This is a genomic window from Paenibacillus xylanilyticus (assembly GCF_013359935.1).
In the GTDB taxonomy this organism is placed as follows: Bacteria; Bacillota; Bacilli; order Paenibacillales; family Paenibacillaceae; genus Paenibacillus; species Paenibacillus xylanilyticus.
In genome coordinates this window covers 238,329-258,631 of the sequence record NZ_JABMCB010000177.1, presented here as the reverse complement: position 1 = coordinate 258,631, position 20,303 = coordinate 238,329, and the positions used below count along the sequence as shown (strand labels likewise).

25 protein-coding genes and 1 tRNA gene are annotated in these 20,303 nt (G+C 46.3%); 20 read left to right on the top strand and 6 right to left on the bottom strand.

The window, feature by feature from the left end; translation table 11 throughout:
* The first annotated feature begins 28 nt into the window (after positions 1-28).
* The 4 genes from HP552_RS12275 to HP552_RS12260 all read left to right on the top strand — a co-directional run bounded on the left by HP552_RS12275 (position 29) and on the right by HP552_RS12260 (position 3,414).
* Positions 29-1,084: a FecCD family ABC transporter permease gene (locus tag HP552_RS12275; protein WP_175395741.1), complete on the top strand. Its 1,056-nt coding sequence runs from the start codon at positions 29-31 to the stop codon at positions 1,082-1,084.
* A 2-nt stretch (positions 1,085-1,086) separates the two neighbouring features.
* On the top strand, positions 1,087-2,115 hold the full coding sequence (locus HP552_RS12270) for a FecCD family ABC transporter permease (protein WP_175395740.1): 1,029 nt from the start codon (positions 1,087-1,089) through the stop codon (positions 2,113-2,115).
* Positions 2,116-2,406: 291 nt separating this feature from the next.
* Positions 2,407-2,721: a hypothetical protein gene (locus HP552_RS12265; RefSeq protein ID WP_175395739.1), complete on the top strand. Its 315-nt coding sequence runs from the start codon at positions 2,407-2,409 to the stop codon at positions 2,719-2,721.
* 105 nt (positions 2,722-2,826) lie between these two features.
* Positions 2,827-3,414: a DUF3221 domain-containing protein gene (locus tag HP552_RS12260; RefSeq protein WP_175395738.1), complete on the top strand. Its 588-nt coding sequence runs from the start codon at positions 2,827-2,829 to the stop codon at positions 3,412-3,414.
* 171 nt (positions 3,415-3,585) lie between these two features.
* Here HP552_RS12260 and HP552_RS12255 read toward each other — a convergent pair whose 3' ends face one another.
* A complete protein-coding gene (locus HP552_RS12255) occupies positions 3,586-4,488 on the bottom strand; it encodes a manganese catalase family protein (protein WP_175395737.1) in 903 nt (300 codons plus the stop codon).
* A gap of 274 nt (positions 4,489-4,762) precedes the next feature.
* Between HP552_RS12255 and HP552_RS12250 the strand changes: the two genes are divergently transcribed.
* From HP552_RS12250 to HP552_RS12240, 3 genes are all read left to right on the top strand, one after another.
* Positions 4,763-5,083 (top strand): DUF3889 domain-containing protein, encoded by a 321-nt coding sequence (locus HP552_RS12250; RefSeq protein ID WP_175395736.1) that lies wholly within the window; start codon positions 4,763-4,765, stop codon positions 5,081-5,083.
* A gap of 263 nt (positions 5,084-5,346) precedes the next feature.
* A complete protein-coding gene (locus HP552_RS12245) occupies positions 5,347-5,559 on the top strand; it encodes a hypothetical protein (protein WP_175395735.1) in 213 nt (70 codons plus the stop codon).
* Positions 5,553-5,834, top strand: a complete 282-nt coding sequence (locus HP552_RS12240; protein WP_175395734.1) for a hypothetical protein — start codon at positions 5,553-5,555, stop codon at positions 5,832-5,834. Before HP552_RS12245 ends, HP552_RS12240 begins: the two co-directional genes overlap by 7 nt.
* Positions 5,835-6,026: 192 nt before the next feature.
* Here HP552_RS12240 and HP552_RS12235 read toward each other — a convergent pair whose 3' ends face one another.
* The 3 genes from HP552_RS12235 to HP552_RS12225 all read right to left on the bottom strand — a co-directional run bounded on the left by HP552_RS12235 (position 6,027) and on the right by HP552_RS12225 (position 7,301).
* A complete protein-coding gene (locus HP552_RS12235; protein WP_175395733.1) occupies positions 6,027-6,263 on the bottom strand; it encodes a DUF3892 domain-containing protein in 237 nt (78 codons plus the stop codon).
* 109 nt (positions 6,264-6,372) lie between these two features.
* Positions 6,373-6,816: a GNAT family N-acetyltransferase gene (locus HP552_RS12230; protein ID WP_175395759.1), complete on the bottom strand. Its 444-nt coding sequence runs from the start codon at positions 6,814-6,816 to the stop codon at positions 6,373-6,375.
* Positions 6,817-7,052: 236 nt separating this feature from the next.
* Positions 7,053-7,301: a hypothetical protein gene (locus HP552_RS12225; RefSeq protein ID WP_175395732.1), complete on the bottom strand. Its 249-nt coding sequence runs from the start codon at positions 7,299-7,301 to the stop codon at positions 7,053-7,055.
* Between the two features lie 139 nt (positions 7,302-7,440).
* On the opposite strand from HP552_RS12225, the gene HP552_RS12220 reads away from it, so the two are divergent.
* From HP552_RS12220 to HP552_RS12175, 10 genes are all read left to right on the top strand, one after another.
* Positions 7,441-7,513 (top strand) — tRNA-Val (locus HP552_RS12220).
* Between the two features lie 345 nt (positions 7,514-7,858).
* Complete coding sequence (locus HP552_RS12215; protein WP_175395731.1) at positions 7,859-9,025, top strand: acyltransferase family protein; 1,167 nt, start codon at positions 7,859-7,861, stop codon at positions 9,023-9,025.
* A gap of 296 nt (positions 9,026-9,321) precedes the next feature.
* Complete coding sequence (locus HP552_RS12210; RefSeq protein ID WP_175395730.1) at positions 9,322-9,741, top strand: organic hydroperoxide resistance protein; 420 nt, start codon at positions 9,322-9,324, stop codon at positions 9,739-9,741.
* Between the two features lie 191 nt (positions 9,742-9,932).
* Positions 9,933-10,496 carry a YdhK family protein gene (locus HP552_RS12205; RefSeq protein WP_175395729.1) on the top strand — a complete coding sequence of 188 codons (564 nt, stop codon included), beginning with the start codon at positions 9,933-9,935 and terminating at the stop codon, positions 10,494-10,496.
* A gap of 101 nt (positions 10,497-10,597) precedes the next feature.
* The gene (locus tag HP552_RS12200) at positions 10,598-10,780 is read left to right on the top strand and encodes a hypothetical protein (RefSeq protein WP_175395728.1); all 183 of its coding nucleotides are present in this window, start codon (positions 10,598-10,600) and stop codon (positions 10,778-10,780) included.
* A gap of 151 nt (positions 10,781-10,931) precedes the next feature.
* On the top strand, positions 10,932-11,585 hold the full coding sequence (locus HP552_RS12195; RefSeq protein ID WP_312884285.1) for a TetR/AcrR family transcriptional regulator: 654 nt from the start codon (positions 10,932-10,934) through the stop codon (positions 11,583-11,585).
* A gap of 4 nt (positions 11,586-11,589) precedes the next feature.
* Positions 11,590-12,330, top strand: a complete 741-nt coding sequence (locus tag HP552_RS12190) for an SDR family oxidoreductase (RefSeq protein WP_175395727.1) — start codon at positions 11,590-11,592, stop codon at positions 12,328-12,330.
* A 99-nt stretch (positions 12,331-12,429) separates the two neighbouring features.
* Positions 12,430-12,630 carry a hypothetical protein gene (locus tag HP552_RS12185; RefSeq protein WP_175395726.1) on the top strand — a complete coding sequence of 67 codons (201 nt, stop codon included), beginning with the start codon at positions 12,430-12,432 and terminating at the stop codon, positions 12,628-12,630.
* 227 nt (positions 12,631-12,857) lie between these two features.
* A complete protein-coding gene (locus HP552_RS12180; protein ID WP_175395725.1) occupies positions 12,858-13,412 on the top strand; it encodes a stalk domain-containing protein in 555 nt (184 codons plus the stop codon).
* A 98-nt stretch (positions 13,413-13,510) separates the two neighbouring features.
* Positions 13,511-13,828 carry a DUF1292 domain-containing protein gene (locus HP552_RS12175; protein ID WP_095290091.1) on the top strand — a complete coding sequence of 106 codons (318 nt, stop codon included), beginning with the start codon at positions 13,511-13,513 and terminating at the stop codon, positions 13,826-13,828.
* Between the two features lie 183 nt (positions 13,829-14,011).
* On the opposite strand, the gene HP552_RS12170 is transcribed toward HP552_RS12175, so the two are convergent.
* Positions 14,012-15,487 carry an aminotransferase class I/II-fold pyridoxal phosphate-dependent enzyme gene (locus HP552_RS12170; RefSeq protein WP_175395757.1) on the bottom strand — a complete coding sequence of 492 codons (1,476 nt, stop codon included), beginning with the start codon at positions 15,485-15,487 and terminating at the stop codon, positions 14,012-14,014.
* 176 nt (positions 15,488-15,663) lie between these two features.
* Between HP552_RS12170 and HP552_RS12165 the strand changes: the two genes are divergently transcribed.
* Positions 15,664-16,956: an MFS transporter gene (locus HP552_RS12165; RefSeq protein ID WP_175395724.1), complete on the top strand. Its 1,293-nt coding sequence runs from the start codon at positions 15,664-15,666 to the stop codon at positions 16,954-16,956.
* 120 nt (positions 16,957-17,076) lie between these two features.
* Here the strand turns inward: HP552_RS12165 and HP552_RS12160 are convergent, their stop codons facing one another.
* Positions 17,077-17,703: a YktB family protein gene (locus tag HP552_RS12160; RefSeq protein ID WP_175395723.1), complete on the bottom strand. Its 627-nt coding sequence runs from the start codon at positions 17,701-17,703 to the stop codon at positions 17,077-17,079.
* A gap of 218 nt (positions 17,704-17,921) precedes the next feature.
* On the opposite strand from HP552_RS12160, the gene HP552_RS12155 reads away from it, so the two are divergent.
* Together HP552_RS12155 and gnd are read left to right on the top strand one after the other, a co-directional pair.
* Positions 17,922-18,521, top strand: coding sequence for a YkzI domain-containing protein (locus tag HP552_RS12155; protein ID WP_175395722.1), 600 nt, complete (start codon positions 17,922-17,924; stop codon positions 18,519-18,521).
* A 171-nt stretch (positions 18,522-18,692) separates the two neighbouring features.
* Positions 18,693-20,102, top strand: coding sequence for an NADP-dependent phosphogluconate dehydrogenase (gene gnd / locus HP552_RS12150; protein ID WP_175395721.1), 1,410 nt, complete (start codon positions 18,693-18,695; stop codon positions 20,100-20,102).
* Positions 20,103-20,303 lie beyond the last annotated feature (201 nt).

Sequence of the window (20,303 nt, the reverse complement as noted above, 5' to 3'; positions counted from 1 at the left end):
ACTCCACTCATAACGAGGGTGGGCGCATATGAGTTCGAACGCTTCATCGGCAGGTCACGATACGGAATCTCCGACAGCCAAAATACATACTCGTCCCTGGGCTGCTACCCTGATCCTGACAGGCGGTCTTGTGCTGCTCGCCCTGGGCATGGCTCTGTCCATTTCCTTTGGCGCTGCAGATATCAAGCTTGGCGTGGTATGGCAAGCCATCTTCAACTTTAATCCGGATCTTACCCCGCATCAGATTATCTGGGAGATTCGATTGCCGCGTATTCTTGGCGGGGCGATGGTGGGTGCCTGCTTCGCCGTAGCTGGTGCGATCATGCAGGGCATGACCCGCAATCCACTGGCGGATTCGGGCTTGCTCGGACTGAATGCCGGGGCGGGATTCGCCCTTGCACTGTGTTTCGCTTTTTTCCCGGGCATGCCTTACATGCATATCATCATGTACTCCTTTATCGGCGCAGGACTGGGCGTGCTCCTTGTATACGGATTCGGAGCCGCGTCCAGATCGGGCCTCACGCCCCTCAGACTTGTGCTGGCAGGAGCAGCGGTATCCGCCATGCTGTCTGCGCTAAGTGAGGGGATTGCATTGTTTTTCAAAATCGGACAGGACCTGGCCTTTTGGACAGCGGGCGGTGTTGCGGGCACGAAGTGGTCTCAGCTGGAGGTCATGTTTCCTTGGGTTTTGGCTGCACTCATTGGAGGCTTACTCATCTCCCGTTCCATAACGCTCCTGAGCCTTGGAGAAGAGATTGCCGTTGGACTGGGACAGCGTACGGGCCTAATCAAACTGATTGGTCTTATCGTTGTGCTTATTCTTGCGGGTACGGCCGTATCCGTGGTTGGGGCAGTCGGTTTTGTTGGACTCATCATTCCCCATCTTACACGTAAAATCGTTGGGGTCGATTACCGCTGGATCATTCCGTGTTCTGCTGTGATGGGCAGTTTGCTGCTGGTGTTCGCCGATCTGGCTGCACGCATGATTAATCCGCCATACGAGACGCCAATCGGTGCTCTGGTTGCCTTGATCGGGGTACCGTTCTTCCTCTATCTGGCACGTAAAGAAAGGAGGTCTCTGTAATTATGGGATCCTCAACTCTCGCTGGTGCAGAGCGGAAAAAGAGAACAAAAAGCACCATTGTCATGATTGTACTTGGTGCGTTGATTATTACGGCTTTTATTATCAGCATGAACACAGGGTATATCCGATTGAGCCCGCTTGAGGTGCTTCGTACTTTCTTTGGCGGTGGGACGGCGAAGCAGGAGCTCATTCTGTTTGAGTTCCGCCTGCCCCGCATCGTGATTTCAATCATGGTTGGTGCTGGTCTTGCATTGTCCGGATGCATTCTGCAGGGCGTATCCCGCAATGCACTCGCGGATCCCGGTATCCTTGGCATTAATGCAGGTGCCGGACTGGTCGTCATGCTGTTTGTATCCTATTTCCCGACAACAACGGCGGCTCCTGTATTTCTGCTGCCGATTCTGGCCCTGATTGGGTCAAGCTTAGCCGCTTTCCTGATTTATGTGCTTTCGTATAAAAAGGGAGAGGGCATCATGCCTACCCGCATGCTGCTTACAGGGATTGGTGTAGCCGCTGGGATCAGTGCTGCGATGATTGTGCTTACGCTTCGACTTAGCCCTGAGAAATATCAGTTTGTGGCGACTTGGATGGCGGGCAGCATTTGGGGCTCAAACTGGAAATTCGTCACCGCACTTCTGCCATTCCTCGCTATTCTCGTACCACTTGTTCTGTATAAGGCGCGTGTGCTGAATGTGCTGAACCTTGGGGATCAGACAGCGAGTGGTCTCGGTGCGCCTGTTGAGCGTGAACGGCTGATCCTGCTGGCTGCTGCTGTAGGTCTTGCCGGATCGTGCGTATCTGTTAGTGGAGGAATTGGTTTTGTGGGCCTGATCGGGCCTCATTTGGCCAGACGTCTCGTGGGTCCAAAACATCAGTTTCTTTTGCCTGCATCGGCATTGGTTGGTTCGCTGCTTGTTCTTGTTGCGGATACATTAGGTCGCGTCATTCTGTCTTCCGAAATTCCGGCCGGAATTCTGGTGGCAATCCTCGGTGCACCATACTTCCTGTATCTGTTGAGCAGATCTAAATAGCAATTCTAATTGTAAAGGAACGCCTTCGGCTGGCTCTTGTAGAGCAGTTCGAAGGCTTTTTTTGTTTCAGTATTTTGCATATTCGATTCCACTCGCTCCAATGCAAGACGAATAGATCATTTCGATCTCTATATTGGTCCTTGGAAGTCCTCTTGGGGTTTATGCAAATTGTTTGTTTGGATTATTTTCGATGTGATTAATTACCGGAGAGGGGCGAAAATACAATAGATGGACAGGTGGAAAAGCTTTGTATAAAAATAAGAGAATTTACTTTCCCGGGAGGCGAACGAGTTGCTGCAGATTCTAGGCACTTGGCTGATATTTATTCTGCTTCTGATCATTCTGCATCGAGGCATCAAAAAGCATTCTGAAATGGATGGAAAGACGGGATTCAGAGGTTGGCGTGGCTGGTTGACCGGACTATTTGTTGTGGGAGCCCTGCCACTGGGTTTTGCTTCATACACCGAACTGACCGATGAGCGTCTGGATGCCAATATTGGGCTGGGTATTGCGATGCTGTTTGCTTGGGGATATTGTGCTCTTTTATGTTGTGTCGGATTGATTGTATGGGGAAGGTATGGGTACAAAAGATTCCAAAGGAAGTGAACGATGACCATAGCTCTTTTGTTGCAACATTGGGCCGTTAGAGGACGTCTATTTAGAGAGAAAGAATGGCCATAGTTGTTGGATCACAAAGAGGGGGATTTACATATGTCCAATCGTGTTGCAGTTCTCGTATTGCTCATGGTCATCAGTCTAACAGGATGTGCGGGACAGATTCAAGATGAACAAGCACAGCCGCCATCCGATGATCCTAAAGAGAAAGGGTTTACCGGCTATGTGGTGGATCGCAAAGAGGACTCTATCCTTGTTGTAAGTCCGGAATATGAGGATTTCGGTTCCAATGGAGGAGCAAGTCGATATTACCCGGCAAAATGGTTCTCCAACGCACCTGATCCACAGGTGGGATCCTATGTTGAAATCTGGACGGACGGAGGCCCTGAAAATGAGCCTTATCCAGGTCGTGCAAGAGCAGAATCCATTGCGGAATATACAGCCGCTACTCCGGATGGGGCAAAGATCAGTGAGGCAGATGCAATTCGAGGCGGACTTTATCTGCCTGATGGAGAAAGGATAAGCGTTCCCGTCATTGAAGATGTTGAGTTTCAGGCGGATACAGGGACATGGAAAGTGCGCATGCGAGATGCCATGGCAGTGGATCAAGATCAGTCGCACGTTGAACTCGAGGTTCGAGACGTGGAGCCGGTAGAACCGGTGCAAGAGCATGAAAGCGAATGAAGAGTGCTGATCAATTGTGGGATCGAGAAGGATAGAAATGGGGCACTGATCCATAGATCCATAGATAATGCTAGACGAGATTCAAGAGTAAATACAAAACAAAGGCCCTCAGATCCCTGTTTGGCAGGATACGAGGGCTTATATAAGTTATGGCATGACTATACTTATCAATCAATCCGCAATGTTACCCGCCATTTTCAGGCGACGTGCAATTTCTGCGAAGTCCTCATGGGAAATGCCAGGAGCAAATTCTTCTTCCACCGCAGGAGCTTCAGGAATCGGGAATCCTTCTGGAACACCTTGAATGACTTCCAGAGGTTGTCCATCTTCAGGGTGTGTTCCTTTCCAAATTTGGCTGATGGCATTAAAGTCTTTATCGCTATAGGTATACAGTTTCGTGTGTACACCCTTTTCTTCGTATTTCCGGGCTTCGGTGAACGCTTTGTTGTTCAGGGAAGGGATCGGAACCAACTTGGTTACATTCACCCCGGTTGCAATTTCAAGTGCTTTGGCATAGGCGACTACGTGTACACCGCCGCGTACGAGCAGAAAACCAACAACTTCCCGGGCTGCTGGGTGGTCGGTCATCTCGTAAACTTTCATCTTATGTGTTCGTGCTCCACATTCGAGGAAAAAGTTATGCAGCAGGTCCTCGACCAGGTTACCGCTGTTGAACACATTCGCACCGGTCCACGGATTGCCCATGGAGTCAAAAGGCATGGCTCCCTGTGCCCCTGCCAGGTAGTGATAGGATAGACGTGCGTCCTTCACGGAACCCAAAGGAGTATCATCTGGCTCCTTGTACTGGGTGGAACCTCTGAGACATTGGTTAATCCCGTGGGACACCAGCTCCACGTGACCCAGCTCTTCGGCTGTAATACTCATGACGAGGTCATAGAAAGGCTTCAATTTTTCCTTGGAACGAAAATTAAACGACTGGTAGAGGTAATTGTTCAACGTTGACATCTCTCCAAATTTGCCACCTAGCAGTTCCTGTATGGATGCTGCTGCATTTGGATCGGGCTTCTCGACATTGGGGATCTCAATCAAGATTTCATCCATTCGTTTGAACATTCGGGTATAACCTCCTCGAAATAGATGTTCAGATAATAGCGTACTCTATCAAGGCCTATTACACATAGAAGATGGAAATCAAACCCAAAAATTCATAATTGGGCCTTAAGACGTACGCAGGATATGGAACTTCTGGTTTCCAATCAGATGCAACACAAGTACAATCAGAACAACTATATATTTTTTGCTATGGATACTTAATCAACTATCTGATGGTGTAAAACGAACTCCCGCAGGGCAGGCTAACGAAAACAAGCCCCAAGGAGTGATTGATATGAGAATATTCATTGTTACGCTGATGACGGTTATGCTGAGTTTGACGGGACTAACCACCAGTTCAGCGGCACCCGTTCCCGATTATGCGAAATGGGGAATCATCGCGGTAAAAGAAACCCAGACCAAGTATAATGTGGACATCTTGGACTACAAACACATTGGACGCACCTCACTGACGGCCAATCAATCCCGAGAACAGTTCAAGTTGTGGGTGCGGGGCAAAGACGGAAAACAATTTGCGGTGTATGTCAATGTTGATTTTAATCCGAATACGCAGCAGTTAAAAAAAGTCCAATTTAGTGAATCGGATCGACATTGAAGACATAAAAACCAGGCTTCCCTGATACAGAGGTGAAGTCTGGTTTTTTACTGTCGTTATGTTGCATTATTCCATTCTTCTGGCTCACAGGTGCACTATATAGACGAAAAGAACCACCTTGATCTATATATTGAATATTGGAAATCGCTCACTGGATTTATGCAAAATGCCCAGTATAAAATCCTTTTTTAGTTATTGAATAAAGAACTTATGTTCGTATATAATAAGATATACAAACAAACGTTCTTATTGGAGGGATGATTATGCTGGGAAAGTATATTGGTCAGATGGTGGAACTCGTGTACATGGATCGTGCAGGGCATATCACGCAGCGGCAAATTCGAATTAACAGTGTGCATGGGGGGAGGATCAGAGCATCCGCAGGCGCAGACGGGTCACCCCGAACATTTCTGGAGCAAGGCGTTCTGGCATGGCGTCCGGTACTTCATAAGGATGGGGAGGCAGGGATATGTTAAACGATTTTGAACGTAAAATTTTACGAATTATCGTCAATTATGCTGGACAGCGGCGACGTGTACCCCGAATGGATGAGCTGGAGAATAAGACGGGACGCAGTCGGGTTCTCATTCATGAATCATTGCTGGAACTTGAACGGAGGCAGTATATTGTATGGGAGAACAAGTCCACTCTGGAAGGGATACAAATCGTGCAGGCATGGGAACAGGAGACGCAGCCGATCCGCAAAAGCCAGCCTGCTGGCGATGCTGTAAAATACTTTTTGGAGTACTAGGAAAGACATCATATAGAATTAAAAACGCCAACCCGGTATGCCGGATTGGCGCTTGCTGGCGTTCATTTATTTGAGCATTTTGCATAAATCCAATAAGCGACTTCCAATCTTCAATATAGAGATCGAAATGGTCCTATTCGTCTATATATTGTACCCCGGAGCGAGTGGAATCGAATGATGCAAAATACTGATTTAAAAAGTAGGGAGTTGGTCGAGATTGTTGGATGGATCGCCGTCCGCGTCACCACGAATGTACATTTCCCCATCCTTACCTTTGAAGACATTCACACCAGCAATGGCTCCTGCCTGCACTTCGGTCAGGGCTTGTTGGTAATCCAGTATGCGTCCGGATGAAGTTTGAAAGCCAGTCAGATCGCCGTCACCATTTTTTTGTACTGCTGTGAAGCTTTCGCGTGTCGTTTGATCCATAATGTCACACTCTCCTTGTCTGACTAAATGGGAATTTGAGTTCCTCTTTAGCCTGTCCGAATCAAAGATAAGTATGCATCACATCGTAGATTTACACCGGAATAAGGTTTTACAAACTCTTTCTCATGCGGACATGGAGAATGTCTGCGTCATAAAAAGGCTCTTCCGAAATCACTTCATAACCGAGTTTCTCATAGAATTTCTGTGCCTGGCATTGAGCATCCAGTACAGAGTAGGCCAGGCCAAGCTCGCGTGCCCGCTCTTCCATGGCCAGTAGGAGAACACGTCCATAACCGAATGAACGATGAGACTCGAGCACAGCGATTCGCTGCATTTTGGCGGTGTCCTTGCTGTAGTAGATAAGGCGTCCTGTGGCTACAGCCTTTCCGTCTGTACTTAATAACACATGGTGTACGTCAGGGCTGATGACGTCATATTGATCAATTTCAATTTCTGCAGGCACCTGCTGCTCCAATACAAAAACGTGATGGCGAATGCCCAATGCTTGCTGGAGTTGTTCTTCTGTCGTTACATAACTAATTTCGGCTGCCAATTCCATTCCTTCTTTCTGCTCATGCGAGACATATCAGACTGCATTATACAAAAAATTGCTTTTCCTGTATAGTTGAGTCTGGAACATAATGGGAGAGGAGGTGTGGTAATGGGCATGGCAGGAATTATGACCATTACACTCTTGATGTCCGCGGGAATGATTGCTTTATTGTATTACGTAACCAAAAAAGCCTACTCCAGAAAATGGGATGAAGATGAGTGAGGAGTTGCAGCAGGTCAGGGCAAAAATTCACTGTTTCCCTGGGGTGAGTAAACATCCTGATTGACGGATTTGGAATAGACGTCAAGCCATACCGGCAGATCGTCTGTTTCATTGGGATGCTGTAATTGTTGGAATTGTACTGTATGTTCATCTCGCTCCAGACCGCAGCCGGAAATCGTGAGAACGACGAGTATGATAAGGGTCAGTGTAAAGCCAAATCTTTTGTTATGTAACTGCGGCTTACGATCTTTTACGTTTTGCACAAAGTTCACCTCTTGTTGAAATGGTAATCATTCCTTAGTTTGCTCTAATATCAATGATTATAACCAACAAAACTATTGACATTGTACGCGTTTACTTGGTATGATACTGTTACTTCATTGAAAAACCATATGATATCATGATCTGTTAGCTCAGCTGGGAGAGCACTATCTTGACAGGGTAGGGGTCAGTGGTTCGAGCCCACTACAGATCATAACGAAAAGTCCTTGCGTAGCAAGGGCTTTTTTCTTTTTCTACTTTTGATTTTATCGTGAAATTACCCCTTGATACAAACACTCTCCAGATATGAAAAGCAGCGGTTACTCACCGCTGCTTTCGTTTTTTTTTTTTGGTAAGTTCGGCGACCGCTGCAGACTCTATTTCAAAGCAACTTTGTAGTGCTCAGTAGTATCACGTTCACTAGTGTGTCTTGTCGGGATGGATAATTTTAAAATTAGACTGGAATTAATACAACTTAATCTCTTTTCTGCTTGATCTAATCGAATAACAAATGATACATTATGTATCAAAAGATAAGTGGATGGAGAGGTGTTGGGCAGTGAAACTGAATACGAGTGTACTAAACGGTTTGCGATTATTATTAGCCTTATGGGTAGTTTGTGGGCACTTTTACATTGTGATTGGGGGCACAAATTACATCGAAATTCCTTTTGTTTCAAGTCTACTACTCCAGCCCGTAATAGCTGTAAATGGCTTCATGATCATAACTGGTTTCTTGATGACGTATCACTACATACTGAGAGAAAAAAAAGAACCATTCCTCGAAAAGCCCACAGGCACAAAATTTATATTACGCAGACTGTTCAGACTATATCCCGTCTACTTCATTGCCATAGTTGCAGCCTTTTTCCTTGTTGAAAACATGTATTTATTAAGGAAAGAAATATTGGAATTTTTCACGGGGAGCTCACTCACTGTTTTTGGTGCTGAGAGCAAATTAGAAACGCCAACATTGATTGGGATGTTCTCTCACTTATTCTTCATTCATGGGCTCATACCTCACCAGGATAGTACAATATTATCAGTAGCATGGAGTTTATCACTAGAAATGCAATTCTACATTATATTCCCGATAATCTTTGCTATCCTTTTTAGGAAACAAACGAGCCTAAGATTTAGCGTAATAACAGTCGTTTCTGTTGCAATATCGGTTTTATCGCTTAACTATTTAAAATCATATTTTGATATGCCGGCTGCCCTTATCTTTAGAATGCCAGTGTTTATCTTGGGTATGATGGTTGCGGCTGCTGCCTTGAAAAAACTTAAATGGAGATTTGTCGCGCTTAACGGGTTGATTATTCTTGCAATGGAGGATAAGTTAACAATTATCCTTGCTTTAGGGCTTATTTTCTTAATGTTCTACGAGAACTTAAAGCCTGTTTTGCCACGAAGTATTTATTCTGTCATTTCATTTTTTGCTGGACTCTTGTCGAACAAATTGTCTAAATTCGGTGCTGACATTTCATATTCACTTTACTTGATGCACATGATAATAATGCCATTTATAATCAAATTCTTCATCAATTTAAACTATTCTAAGCTTCTTACAGCAGGGCTGTCTTTTGTGTCGTTGTTGGCTATAACAATTACTTTGTCATATATCCTATATCTATATGTCGAAAAGCCATTTATTGTCATGGGTAAGAGATTTGTTGCAACATTACCAAGAGCAACACGTGCACCAGCTGAAATTTTAACGGATTGATTTATCATTTAATACTTTTTAACTAACCTTTGAGGGCAAAAGAACTTATTGAGTCTTAAAGTGCTAAATTAATCCGAAGCGTTCGTATCCTTGGTCATACGTCAAATTTCAATGAGAACGGAAGAAGTATTAAAATAAAATACGAAAACTAGAAGTCGCCAGATGAGCGGCTTCTTTTTTATTACAAATAATTATTTACAACCACAATTAAATTGTGTAAAATCAAATTGTAAACGAAACAAAATAATAATCACTTAACAAAAAAATAAATTAATCATGTAGAGGAGAAAAACCAAATGAAAACATTATATGAAACAACAGTAATTAATACAGGTGGACGTCAAGGGATTGTGCAATCGCCGGATAACGTGTTTATGCTGGATGTTGCTGCACCTCCAGAGCTTGGGGGCCAAGTGACCACGGCTACGAATCCGGAGCAGCTGTTTGCAGCCGGATACAGTGCTTGCTTTAACTCGGCCTTGGAGTTTCAATTGAAGAAACATAAGGTGGAAATTGAGAGAAGCACCGTAGCTGCAACCGTCATGCTTGTTACGGATCCTTCAGACAACGGAGTGAAGTTGGAAGTTGAGCTGGAAGTTAAAATCGAAGGCTTGGACGAGGAGACAGCAAATAAGTTTGTCAAACTAGCCCATGACTATTGCCCATACTCCAAAGGCATCAAAGGTAATGTGAATGTAACTGTAGGAATGGCGTAATTACGGAGTCATATACTCGCTCAGAAATCTCAAGCACCTTCAAACGGCTGTCCTTTGGCACAAAAAGGGATACCGAAGTTGAAGGTGTTTTTTTATTTTTTAAACCAGTAATGGGGAAGAATGATGATTGAAATATACCCATATGGGGTATATTATTAACATTGAGATTCATAACCCAAAGGAGTGCTACTATGAAAAAGTACGCAATGATGATGATGACGCTGTTGATCACTGGAAGTCTAATGGTAAGTGGATGTGGCAAAAAAGAAAGCGCAGATCAGAACAACAGCAGTAACGATCATGCAGCCACTGCGGGAGAAATGCACCATGCCGACTCGGGAGAGCTGCCAGAAGGGATTAAGGAAAAGACCGATCCTACATATCCTGCCGGCAGCCAGGTGATAATGAGTGCCGACCATATGTCCGGAATGAAAGGGGCCAAAGCGACAATCGTTGGAGCGTATGAAACGACCGCTTATGCTGTTACGTATACACCGACAACGGGGGGAGACCCGGTGAAGAATCACAAATGGGTGATCCAGGAGGAAATCCAGGATCATACAGATCAACCTTATGCAGCCGGAACGGAAGTTGTACTGAATGCTGATCATATGTCTGGTATGAAAGGGGCTAAGGCCACCATTGATTCTGCCGAACAAACAACAGTTTATATGGTGGATTACACGCCATCCAGCGGCGGGAATTTGGTGAAAAATCATAAATGGGTTACAGAGAGTGAATTGTCTGCCGAATAGAATATTGAATCACCAAGAATATCCTAATAATTAATTCTGTACTCATTTATGGGTTATAATGGAATTGGATGGTGAAAAAAAAGTGGGAGAGGGGGATGCATATGATGGATTTTAGCAAGCCACCCCATGCCTCGGAGACCGAAACACACAGTCAGCGTCATCATGAGCGTGAACAACAGCTTGTGTCGGGTGGAGGCAAGGGCATTTGGTGGGAAATCAGCAACTGGCTGATTCTTGCCGGAATCCTGGTGGTTCTATTTTTATTGTTTAAGTACGTTTTCTAAGTTCAATTCATAAGTGAAAGATAGGTAGAGAGCTCAGTGATGGGCTCTTTTTTTGTTTTGAACAATCCAAACACACTCAATCGATAACAAATGACAAAAATCATTATTTGTCATTTGTTAAAATCTGTGATAATCTAACCTCAGGGTGGAGGTGACAAGTAGATGGTTAAACGTAAATCATCTCGTTGATATGGCAAAAGACAAAGCTTCTGAATTTCTAACTAAAGAGCAAATCATTACAGCTGCGCAGGAAACGATCAGGCGTTATGGCGTTTCCAAAACTTCCGTTACAGATGTGGCCAAATTACTTGGGGTGAGTCATGGAACCATTTACAGACATTATGCCAGCAAGAAGGAATTGCTCGAAGGCGTAACTGCGCAGTGGCTGGAAGATGAGATTATTGCTCCACTCGGGAAAGTCGTACGGGAGAGGAGTAACCCGGAAGAAGGAATACAACATCTAAAATTATACATCGAGACTTTGATTCAACTTAAGCGTCATTATGCGAGTTCGGACACAGAGTTATTTGAAATGTATGCCAGGGTCACACAGGAATCAGCAGATATTATTTACAGACATGTGGAGCAGTTAACACAGCATTTGACTGAGATTATACAGCAGGATGACCATCTTAATATAAAGAGCCCTGGAAAAGTAGCGGCAGCAATTTTACATGCAACGGCTCGCTTTCATCACCCGTCACATGCTTATGAATGGCATAGTCAGACGATTGATGAGGAATTCGAGCAGGTCTGGTTGCTGGTGGTGCTAGGAATGCTTCATCTAAACATAGGGAGGGATTAATTTTATGAAAAAATTATCAGGTAAAGTCGCCATCGTAACAGGTTCGTCGCGGGGAATTGGACGGAGCATTGCGGAACAGCTCGCGGAGCTTGGAGCAGATGTCGTCATCAACTATGCGAACAGCCCAGACAAGGCTGAGCAAGTGGCAGAAATTGCACGGCAAAAGGGCGTTCGTGCCATTACCATTCAGGCTGATCTGGCACGAAAAAATGAGGTGGAGCGTTTATTTTCCGAAACGATTAACCAGCTGGGCAAAGTGGATATTCTGATCAACAATGCGGGGATTATGAAAACGACCCTTCTGGCGGAAGTGACCGAGGAAGAGTTTGACGAGCAGTTTGCGATTAATGTGAAGGGCACGTTTTTTGCCTGTCAGCAGGCGCTGAATTATATGGAGGACAAAGGGCGCATTGTGAACTTCTCGACTTCCGTGAATGGACAGATGTTCCCTGGATATAGTGTGTACGCAGGAACCAAGGGGGCAGTGGAGCAAATTACCCGTCAGCTTGCAAAAGAGTTTGGGTCTAAACAAATTACGATTAATGCCGTAGCACCGGGTCCTGTGAATACGGAACTGTTTACCGTCGGCAAGACCGAACAGCAGCTTGAAGGGTTGCGTAAAATGAATGCATTTGGTCGCTTAGGCGAGCCGGAGGATATCGCAAGCGTCATTTCTTTCCTCGTCAGCCCTGAATCCCAATGGGTCACTGGACAGACACTGCGTGTAAACGGCGGTTTTATCTAACTTTTACATCGGAACAGTTCACGGCTTTGACACCAAACCGGGCGAATCCCCATATGATGCACTACATCAGTAAGCACTTGCGGAAATGGGGAATCCGGGATGGCAAAGGCAAAAGGCAAAAAAGCACCAGCGTTAAAAAGTGACAAAATCCGAGTATCCATGAAATTGGTTACTTCAGATGTATGTGAGCGATGTAAGACACCCTGTGTAAGAGGCATGGATTATGCTGCACGCATGCGGACGCCAGGGGCAGTAGGTAAAGGAGTCCCTTGCATCCTGACTCGACACACCACATCCTAACCATGTAACGCTGAAGTTTCCCAGAATAAGTTCGTGTAAGCACGGATTTACAATAACCTAGTAATAGAGGCGATCTCGAATGAGAAATGCCTCTTTTTTGATCATTCCAAGGGGTGGAAAATTTTCTGGATAAAAAATGAAAAATGATGAAAAACAGCGCAACTTTGTAGTGAAACCTGCAGTATAAATGTACAACAGCTTGCAGCAGGGGAGGGAATATTGACGGAATGAAATGGAAAAGAATATTGCTGTGTGTCACGGTATTCTCCTTGCTCGGCGGGTCTTTATTGTTTGCGGATTCCGTAAACGAGAAGATTCGGGTTCTCATTAACGGCAAGGAAGCAGCTGATGGAGGTTATCTCATTGATGGAACGACCTACGTACCTGTGAGAGAAGCAGGAGGGATCGCCAAATGGGATAACAGCAACAAGCGAGTAACGGTGATTAAGCCGAATGTACATATTTTTCTGTTTAAGGGAGACACGGTATTTGGCAATGTGAACGTTGGCAAATTGAAATTCAATGTGTTTTCTCAAGTGGACAGCTTAACAACGGATGTAGCTGCAGTGAAGGTAACCATCACCAATCCGAGTGGACAGGTGAAGGATATCCAATCTCAGGAGCTCAAAACCCAGAAGGATAATTTCTGGTTCCGAACGTACGATTTTACGTATGATTTCAGCCGTGCGGGCAAATACCAGGTCGGCTTTTATATTAAAGAAAATGCAAACAGCAATTACGTGCTGGTGGCTGAGAAAATCATTACCGCGCTAAACGATTGAAGCGAAAAATAACGTTGCTGAGTAAATTGACCTAGCTCTGCGAACATGTTACGATATGCAAGGTTACACAATTTCTATTTACAAAGCGAGGTATATCAATGAGCGATCACACACATGAACACGGCGATGCCTGCGGCTGCGGTCACGACCATGACCACGACCACGAGCATGAAGAAGTTCTTCTGACTCTGACAGACGAGAACGGAAATGACGTGGAGATGGTTTTGGTGGAGACGTTTGACGTGGAAAACCATGTTTATGCGCTCCTACTGGAACGTAACAATCCTGAAGCTGACGGCATCATCCTGCGTATGGAAGAAGAAGACGAGGAAATGGTGCTCTACAATATTGAAGACGAAGCCGAGTGGAACCGTGTTGAAGCGGCATACAACGAACTCGTTGCAGGACAAGAGTAATTTAATTTATGGAATAGAACAACGAGGCTCCTTGATTTCAGGGGGCCTTTTGTTTGTTTTCTTACGTGTATTTGTACGTATTCCAGTGCATTTTGCATGCGCTCCAACAACAAAAGGACCAAGCCGGAGCTTGGTCCTTCAATATCGTTACTTCTCGCTCGAGTCGAACCTCAGGAAGGATCGTTAGAAAATCGCATCTGCTTCCACAATGACTTTGACATTGGTCACGCTGCGGTCTTCAGGACCTTTAACCGGCAATCCAACCTCGACATGATCGATGATGTAGTCGATGTTCTCTTGAGTAATAACCTCACCCGGCAGCAGGATCGGAATTCCCGGCGGATACACGTAAATAAATTCAGAGATAATGCGTCCTGCCGATTCCTTGAAGGGAATGACTTCCGTATCCCCATAGAACGCATCACGTGGTGTGAGCATCAATTGTGGCACGTCTGGAACCTTAACCACCAATTCATGTGCAGGGTTCACCTGATAATACGTACGGGACAAATCCTGTAGTGCGTTCAGCAGGATATCCACAGATTCATCCGTATCGCCAGGAGTGATCAGGCACAGAATATTGTACATATCACTAAGCTCAACCTCGATGTTGTAATGTTCCCGCAACCAGTTCTCCGTTTCATAACCTGTGATACCCAGGTGGCGAACATGAATGGTTACTTTGGTTGGATCATAATTGAAGGTTGCCTCAGTACCGAGCAGCTCTTTGCCGAAGCAGTATAGCCCGTCAATATCATTAATGGTGCGTCTGGCAAACTGGGCCAGATCAATTGCCTTTTGGGCCATTTCGTGACCGTGCAGTGCCAGATTGCGTCTTGACGTATCAAGTGAAGCAAGCAAGATATACGAAGTGGACGTTGAAGTCAGCATACTGAGAATAGTCTGTACACGCTGCGGATTCACGAATCCATTTTTGGTGTTCAGGTTCAGCACGGAACTCTGTGTCATGGAACCGCCCAGCTTGTGCACACTGGTTGCAGCCATGTCTGCTCCGGCAGCCATTGCAGACAGCGGCAGATCCTCATGGAAATGAATGAGCACGCCATGTGCTTCATCCACCAGTACAGGGACCTGGTAGCTGTGTGCCAGTTCGACAATCTCTTTCAGGTCTGTACATACACCGAAGTACGTTGGATTAATGACCAGCAATGCCTTGGCGTCAGGATGGCGCTCAAGCGCACGTCGTACAGCACCTGTAGTCACGCCATGATCGATACCGAGATTGGCATCCTGTGCAGGAGAGACAAATACAGGCTTCGCACCTGAGAAAATAATGGCAGACATGACCGATTTATGCACGTTACGGGGCACAATAATCTTGTCACCCGGTTCACATACCGACAAAATCATGGTCATGATCGCACTGCTTGTGCCTTGCACACTAAAATAGGTATAATCGGCTCCGAAAGCATCGGCTGCCAGAATCTGCGCTTCCTCAATGACACCGGTAGGCTGATGAAGGTCATCCAGCGGAGCGATGTTGATCAAATCTATGGAGAGGGCATTATCGCCGATAAATTCACGAAATTCGGTATCCGTTCCCAACCCTTTTTTATGTCCCGGGATATGAAATTGCACCGGATTGAGTGCCGCGTGGTTTTTTAAAGCGGTAAACAGCGGCGTACGGCGGTGATCCATCAGTGCTGTCACAACCTTTCCTGATAAAATGTCAAACAAAGATGAGTATAGCAAATTAGGAACCGAATGCAAGCGGTCGGCTTGACAAATTTTCAAATTGCTAAGATTTGGGCGTATTCCTGACGGTTACAATATGGATAGGAAATGGGCCAGTGAACACCGAAAGGGGAAAAAGAATGCAAACAGATACAAAACCAGCCAAAATTTTGCGATCACCGTTTTTTATCGCAATGTGGCTGACACTTTTTTTGGTTGAAGTGATTAAAGGAGCCCTGCTGGTCGCCATTCTGCCAGTGTATATGGATAATATTTTGGGATTGTCTGCAGGAGTAATTGGTGTGGCCTTTGCCCTGCAATACCTGGGTGATAATCTGTTCCGGGCTCCATCGGGCTGGGCAGCCGAACGAATCGGGTTTCGTGCAACGATGGTAACGGCCCTGATCTGCACATTGATCGCTGTAATCATGATTATATTTTTCAAAAGTGCATTTGGACTTGCCATGGCCTGTTTGATTCTTGGTGTGGGGACTTCACCGCTCTGGCCTTGTGCCATGACCGGGGTGACTGCGCTATCAGGACCTCAGAACAAAAACGGAACAGCCATGGGGGCGCTGGAAATGGCCGCTCTGGGTGGAACGGGACTTGGACCAGTGGGCATGAACTGGCTCCTTGAGCGTACGGATCACGATTACCGTACCGTATTTCTGGTGCTTCTTGGCTGTGCAGTTCTCGTTATTTTGGTCGCCATGATTCTTCCGGGCCGCGTCGTGGTGGAAGGTCAGCAGACCGCAGCAGAATCGAAGGGAACAGCGGCTAAGGTTCCGCCGAAGCCGACCCTGCTTACACCATTGATCAGGCTCAAAGAGAGCGTTCAGGGCACGCTACAGCGGGTACGCAGCACGCTTAATGTGAACCCACTCGTATATCCGGCCCTGTTCATGCAATCTTTTGTGATTGGCCTTCTCAGTCCGGTCATTACGTTGTACACCCGAACAGATCTGCATATTTCCCCCAACCTCTATAGCTTGCTGCTTATCGCAGGTGGCGGGATAACGGTCATTGCATTGCTGCCCGTGGGTAAATTGGTGGATCGGTTCGGGACATCCCTATTTCTGCATATGGGCTTTTTGCTGGCCTCTGCAAGTCTGTTCGCATTTGCGTTAATAACATCCATACCGGTTGTTTTTGGTATTGTCATGCTGGTAGGGGTGAGTTATGCGATGATTTTGCCGGCATGGAACACCTTCGTGGCTACTCTCATCCCGAAGGGAGAACGCGGAGCCATCTGGGGATTTTTCCTCACCCTCCAGGGATCCGGCATGGTCGTAGGGCCAATCGTTTCAGGATTGCTGTGGGATCATATCAGCCACCCCGCGCCATTTATCGGAAGTGCCGTTGTTATGGCAGGGCTTGCCATTGTGCATTTTGTGTTATCAAGAAGACCGTATCGCACAGCACCGGCCAAATGAAATAAAAGGAGTTCCTGTACCGGTTTAACCGGTATTGGAACTCCTTTTGTTATAAACGCTGCAACATTTCGAGAGTCATTTCTAACTGAAATGTTGTTGATGGTCAGAATTTTTGTCCAATTAAGCAAAAGACATCTTGTACAGCGGGAGTAACGTCGTAAACGTCGAGCGCACCGTTTCCACAAACTTGTCCCCGTCAGCAACAAGCGGATCATCGCGATCAATGCGCAGACCGCACATCACCTCGGCTTTTTTTACCGTCTTCAGCTTTGTAATGATTTTATCAAAATCCTCATCCTGCATGTCCTTCTGCAGTGTACCGTGGGGCGCCATATGATCCATGGACCAGTAATACGTCCCAGGCAGGCTGCTGCGGACTTCGTTCAACTGGCGTTCAAGGCCTTCTGCGAACGTTGTCTTGTTCGGACTTTCGTAGATGATGGCAAAAATGACAAACACATGTGTATCGAACATGCCCACTTCGAAGTGAGGCAGTGCTTTGTATCCACGTTTGGAAGCTGCCCAGGCTACCCACGTATCTTTTGGCGGATTGACAGTACGGCGCGCGTGTTTGGCCACATGAACAAACATCTCTTCTCCACTTAACTCAGTAAGAAAAGGTGTAAGCTCTGTACCGAGCTCTTCCAGCTTGGGCCGGACCCGTTCAATCAGCATTTCCATACGCGGTTCCAACCCGGGAACCTGAAATACATCAAAATCGGTGCTGTCAAAACCCCAGAAAGTCATCTGTATTCCTCCATTTCGCGTCCATTATATCATTAAATTCGGGGGCTTGCCCCTGTGCATCCGCGGAAACATCAATTCCCCCGCTTCATTCGATGAAAAATAGTCAAATAACCAAGTACCCTTACATAAAATGAAGTATAAAATAGGGTAAGCCGATACGGAAGAAGCAATGGAAGAAGAGGACCGGAACACATCCGGTACAAATGGAGGGGAGTGCCGTGAATAAGAGTTATGAAGTTGAATATTGCAATCTGGAGCTGCGGTTCCACCGTCGGCATATCCAAAATTTGATCAAAGACCTTATTCGTGAAGGGTATTCACTATATTGGAGCGAGGATGAATCCTTTTTTATTCTGTCTGTCCGCACCGGGCGCAAACTGGTAAAGCTCCGTTTTCAACAGACACGCAGTGGGAACTACAAAATGACAGGCGATTACATTATTAAGGACGCCAAGCTGGCTGAATGGCTGGAGAAGCTGATTGGGGATACACGTGGGCATGCGGTTGTCAAACGTTTCAAGGATCAGCAGATGACGGTGGAGAACATATTGTTTGGTGAGGTTATACGTCTCGTGGAAGTATCCGGATTCAAACAGCGTGTCATTTTTCAAAAGGAACCCGCGCCGACGGCGGAGGAGATGGAAGAGATGTTTCTATCGCGAGAAGGAGAAGAGCGGCTCATGCTTCTGCGGATGGAAATTGATGATGAACTGGAGCGTCTGCACGCTGCCATTCAGATGGATAACGTGGAGAAAGCCGACATCTGCCGGGAAGCATTAAAGCGTCTGTCCGGACATATGCTGATGCTCGAAGGTTGAGCACGAAGGCCGTATTTATGAAAATACGATGAACACCTCAGACATTTGGGGTGTTTTCTCGTTGCGCAGCAGGGGTACGGGGTTCACTTCCATGCGTAAAACCGTTAAAATGGGGGTATTGTTGAGAGTCAATTTCAATAAAATTATTGGAGCAAAGGATGGAGGACCCAGATGGCAAAACAACAGATCGGTGTCATTGGACTTGCAGTAATGGGCAAAAATTTGGCCCTTAACATTGAAAGCAGAGGCTTCACGGTATCGGTATTTAACCGTTCCCCGGAGAAAACCAATGATCTTTTGAAAGAGGCTGAAGGCAAAAACCTCACAGGCACGTTCTCCATTGAAGAGTTCGTGGCATCCCTGGAATCCCCGCGCAAAATCCTGATCATGGTACAAGCCGGTAAAGCTACCGATGCGACCATTGAGCAATTGCTGCCTCACTTGGATGAGGGTGACATCATTATTGACGGAGGTAACGCATACTTCCCTGATACCCAACGCCGCAGCAAAGAGCTGGAAGACAAAGGCATTCGCTTCATTGGTACAGGTGTATCCGGCGGTGAAGAAGGCGCGCTGAAAGGCCCTTCCATCATGCCAGGCGGACAGGAAAGTGCGTATAAGCTGGTTGAACCGATTCTGACAGCCATCTCTGCCAAAGTTGGTGACGATCCTTGTTGTACATATATCGGACCGGACGGTGCCGGACACTATGTGAAAATGGTCCACAACGGCATTGAATACGGAGATATGCAGTTGATTGGTGAAGCTTACCACCTGCTTAAGTCCGTACTGAATGTGTCCGTTGAGGAACTGCACGAGATCTTCACGGAGTGGAATAAAGGCGAACTGGACAGCTATCTGATCGAGATTACAGCTGATATCTTCTCCAAATACGATCCGGAAACCGGCAAACCAATGGTTGACGTTATTCTGGATGCTGCCGGACAAAAAGGAACAGGCAAATGGACAAGCCAAAGCGCGCTGGATCTCGGCGTACCTCTGTCCATGATTACAGAATCCGTGTTCTCACGTTTCCTGTCCGCGATGAAAGACGAGCGTGTAGCTGCGAGCAAAATCCTGAATGGTCCGAAGGCAGAAGCTTACTCCGGAGACAAAAAGGCATTTATCGAGAGCGTACGCAAAGCGTTGTTCGCAAGTAAAATCGTATCCTACGCACAAGGCTTTGCCCAAATGCGTGCAGCTTCCGATGAATATGGCTGGGATCTGAAATACGGCAACATCGCCATGATCTTCCGCGGCGGTTGCATTATCCGCTCACAGTTCCTGCAAAACATCAAAGAAGCGTACGACAAAGATGCAGAACTCAAAAACCTGCTTCTCGATCCGTACTTCCAAAACATCGTTGAATCCTACCAGGATGCTTGGCGTGAAGTCGTAGCAGCTGCAGTACAACAGGGTATTCCGGTGCCTGGCTTCTCCAGTGCGTTGTCCTACTACGACAGCTACCGCACAGAGCGCTTGCCTGCAAACCTGCTGCAAGCTCAACGTGACTACTTCGGCGCTCACACCTTTAAACGGGTGGACAAAGAAGGCAGCTTCCACCACAACTGGATGGAATAGTGTACTCATTCTAAGTTTAATTAGGTTGGAGTGCTCCTGAAGCTGATTCGGGGGGTACTTTCTTGAAGAATGGCCTGGGGTTCCGGCATGCCGGATGACTCCAGGCCATTTTTTCATTTCAGGTCAGATTTGGCAGGAGCTCCCTATCTCCCTCAGGGGCTATGGCCTTCCCCCGTCAGCAGGGCTGTGTTATGATAGGAC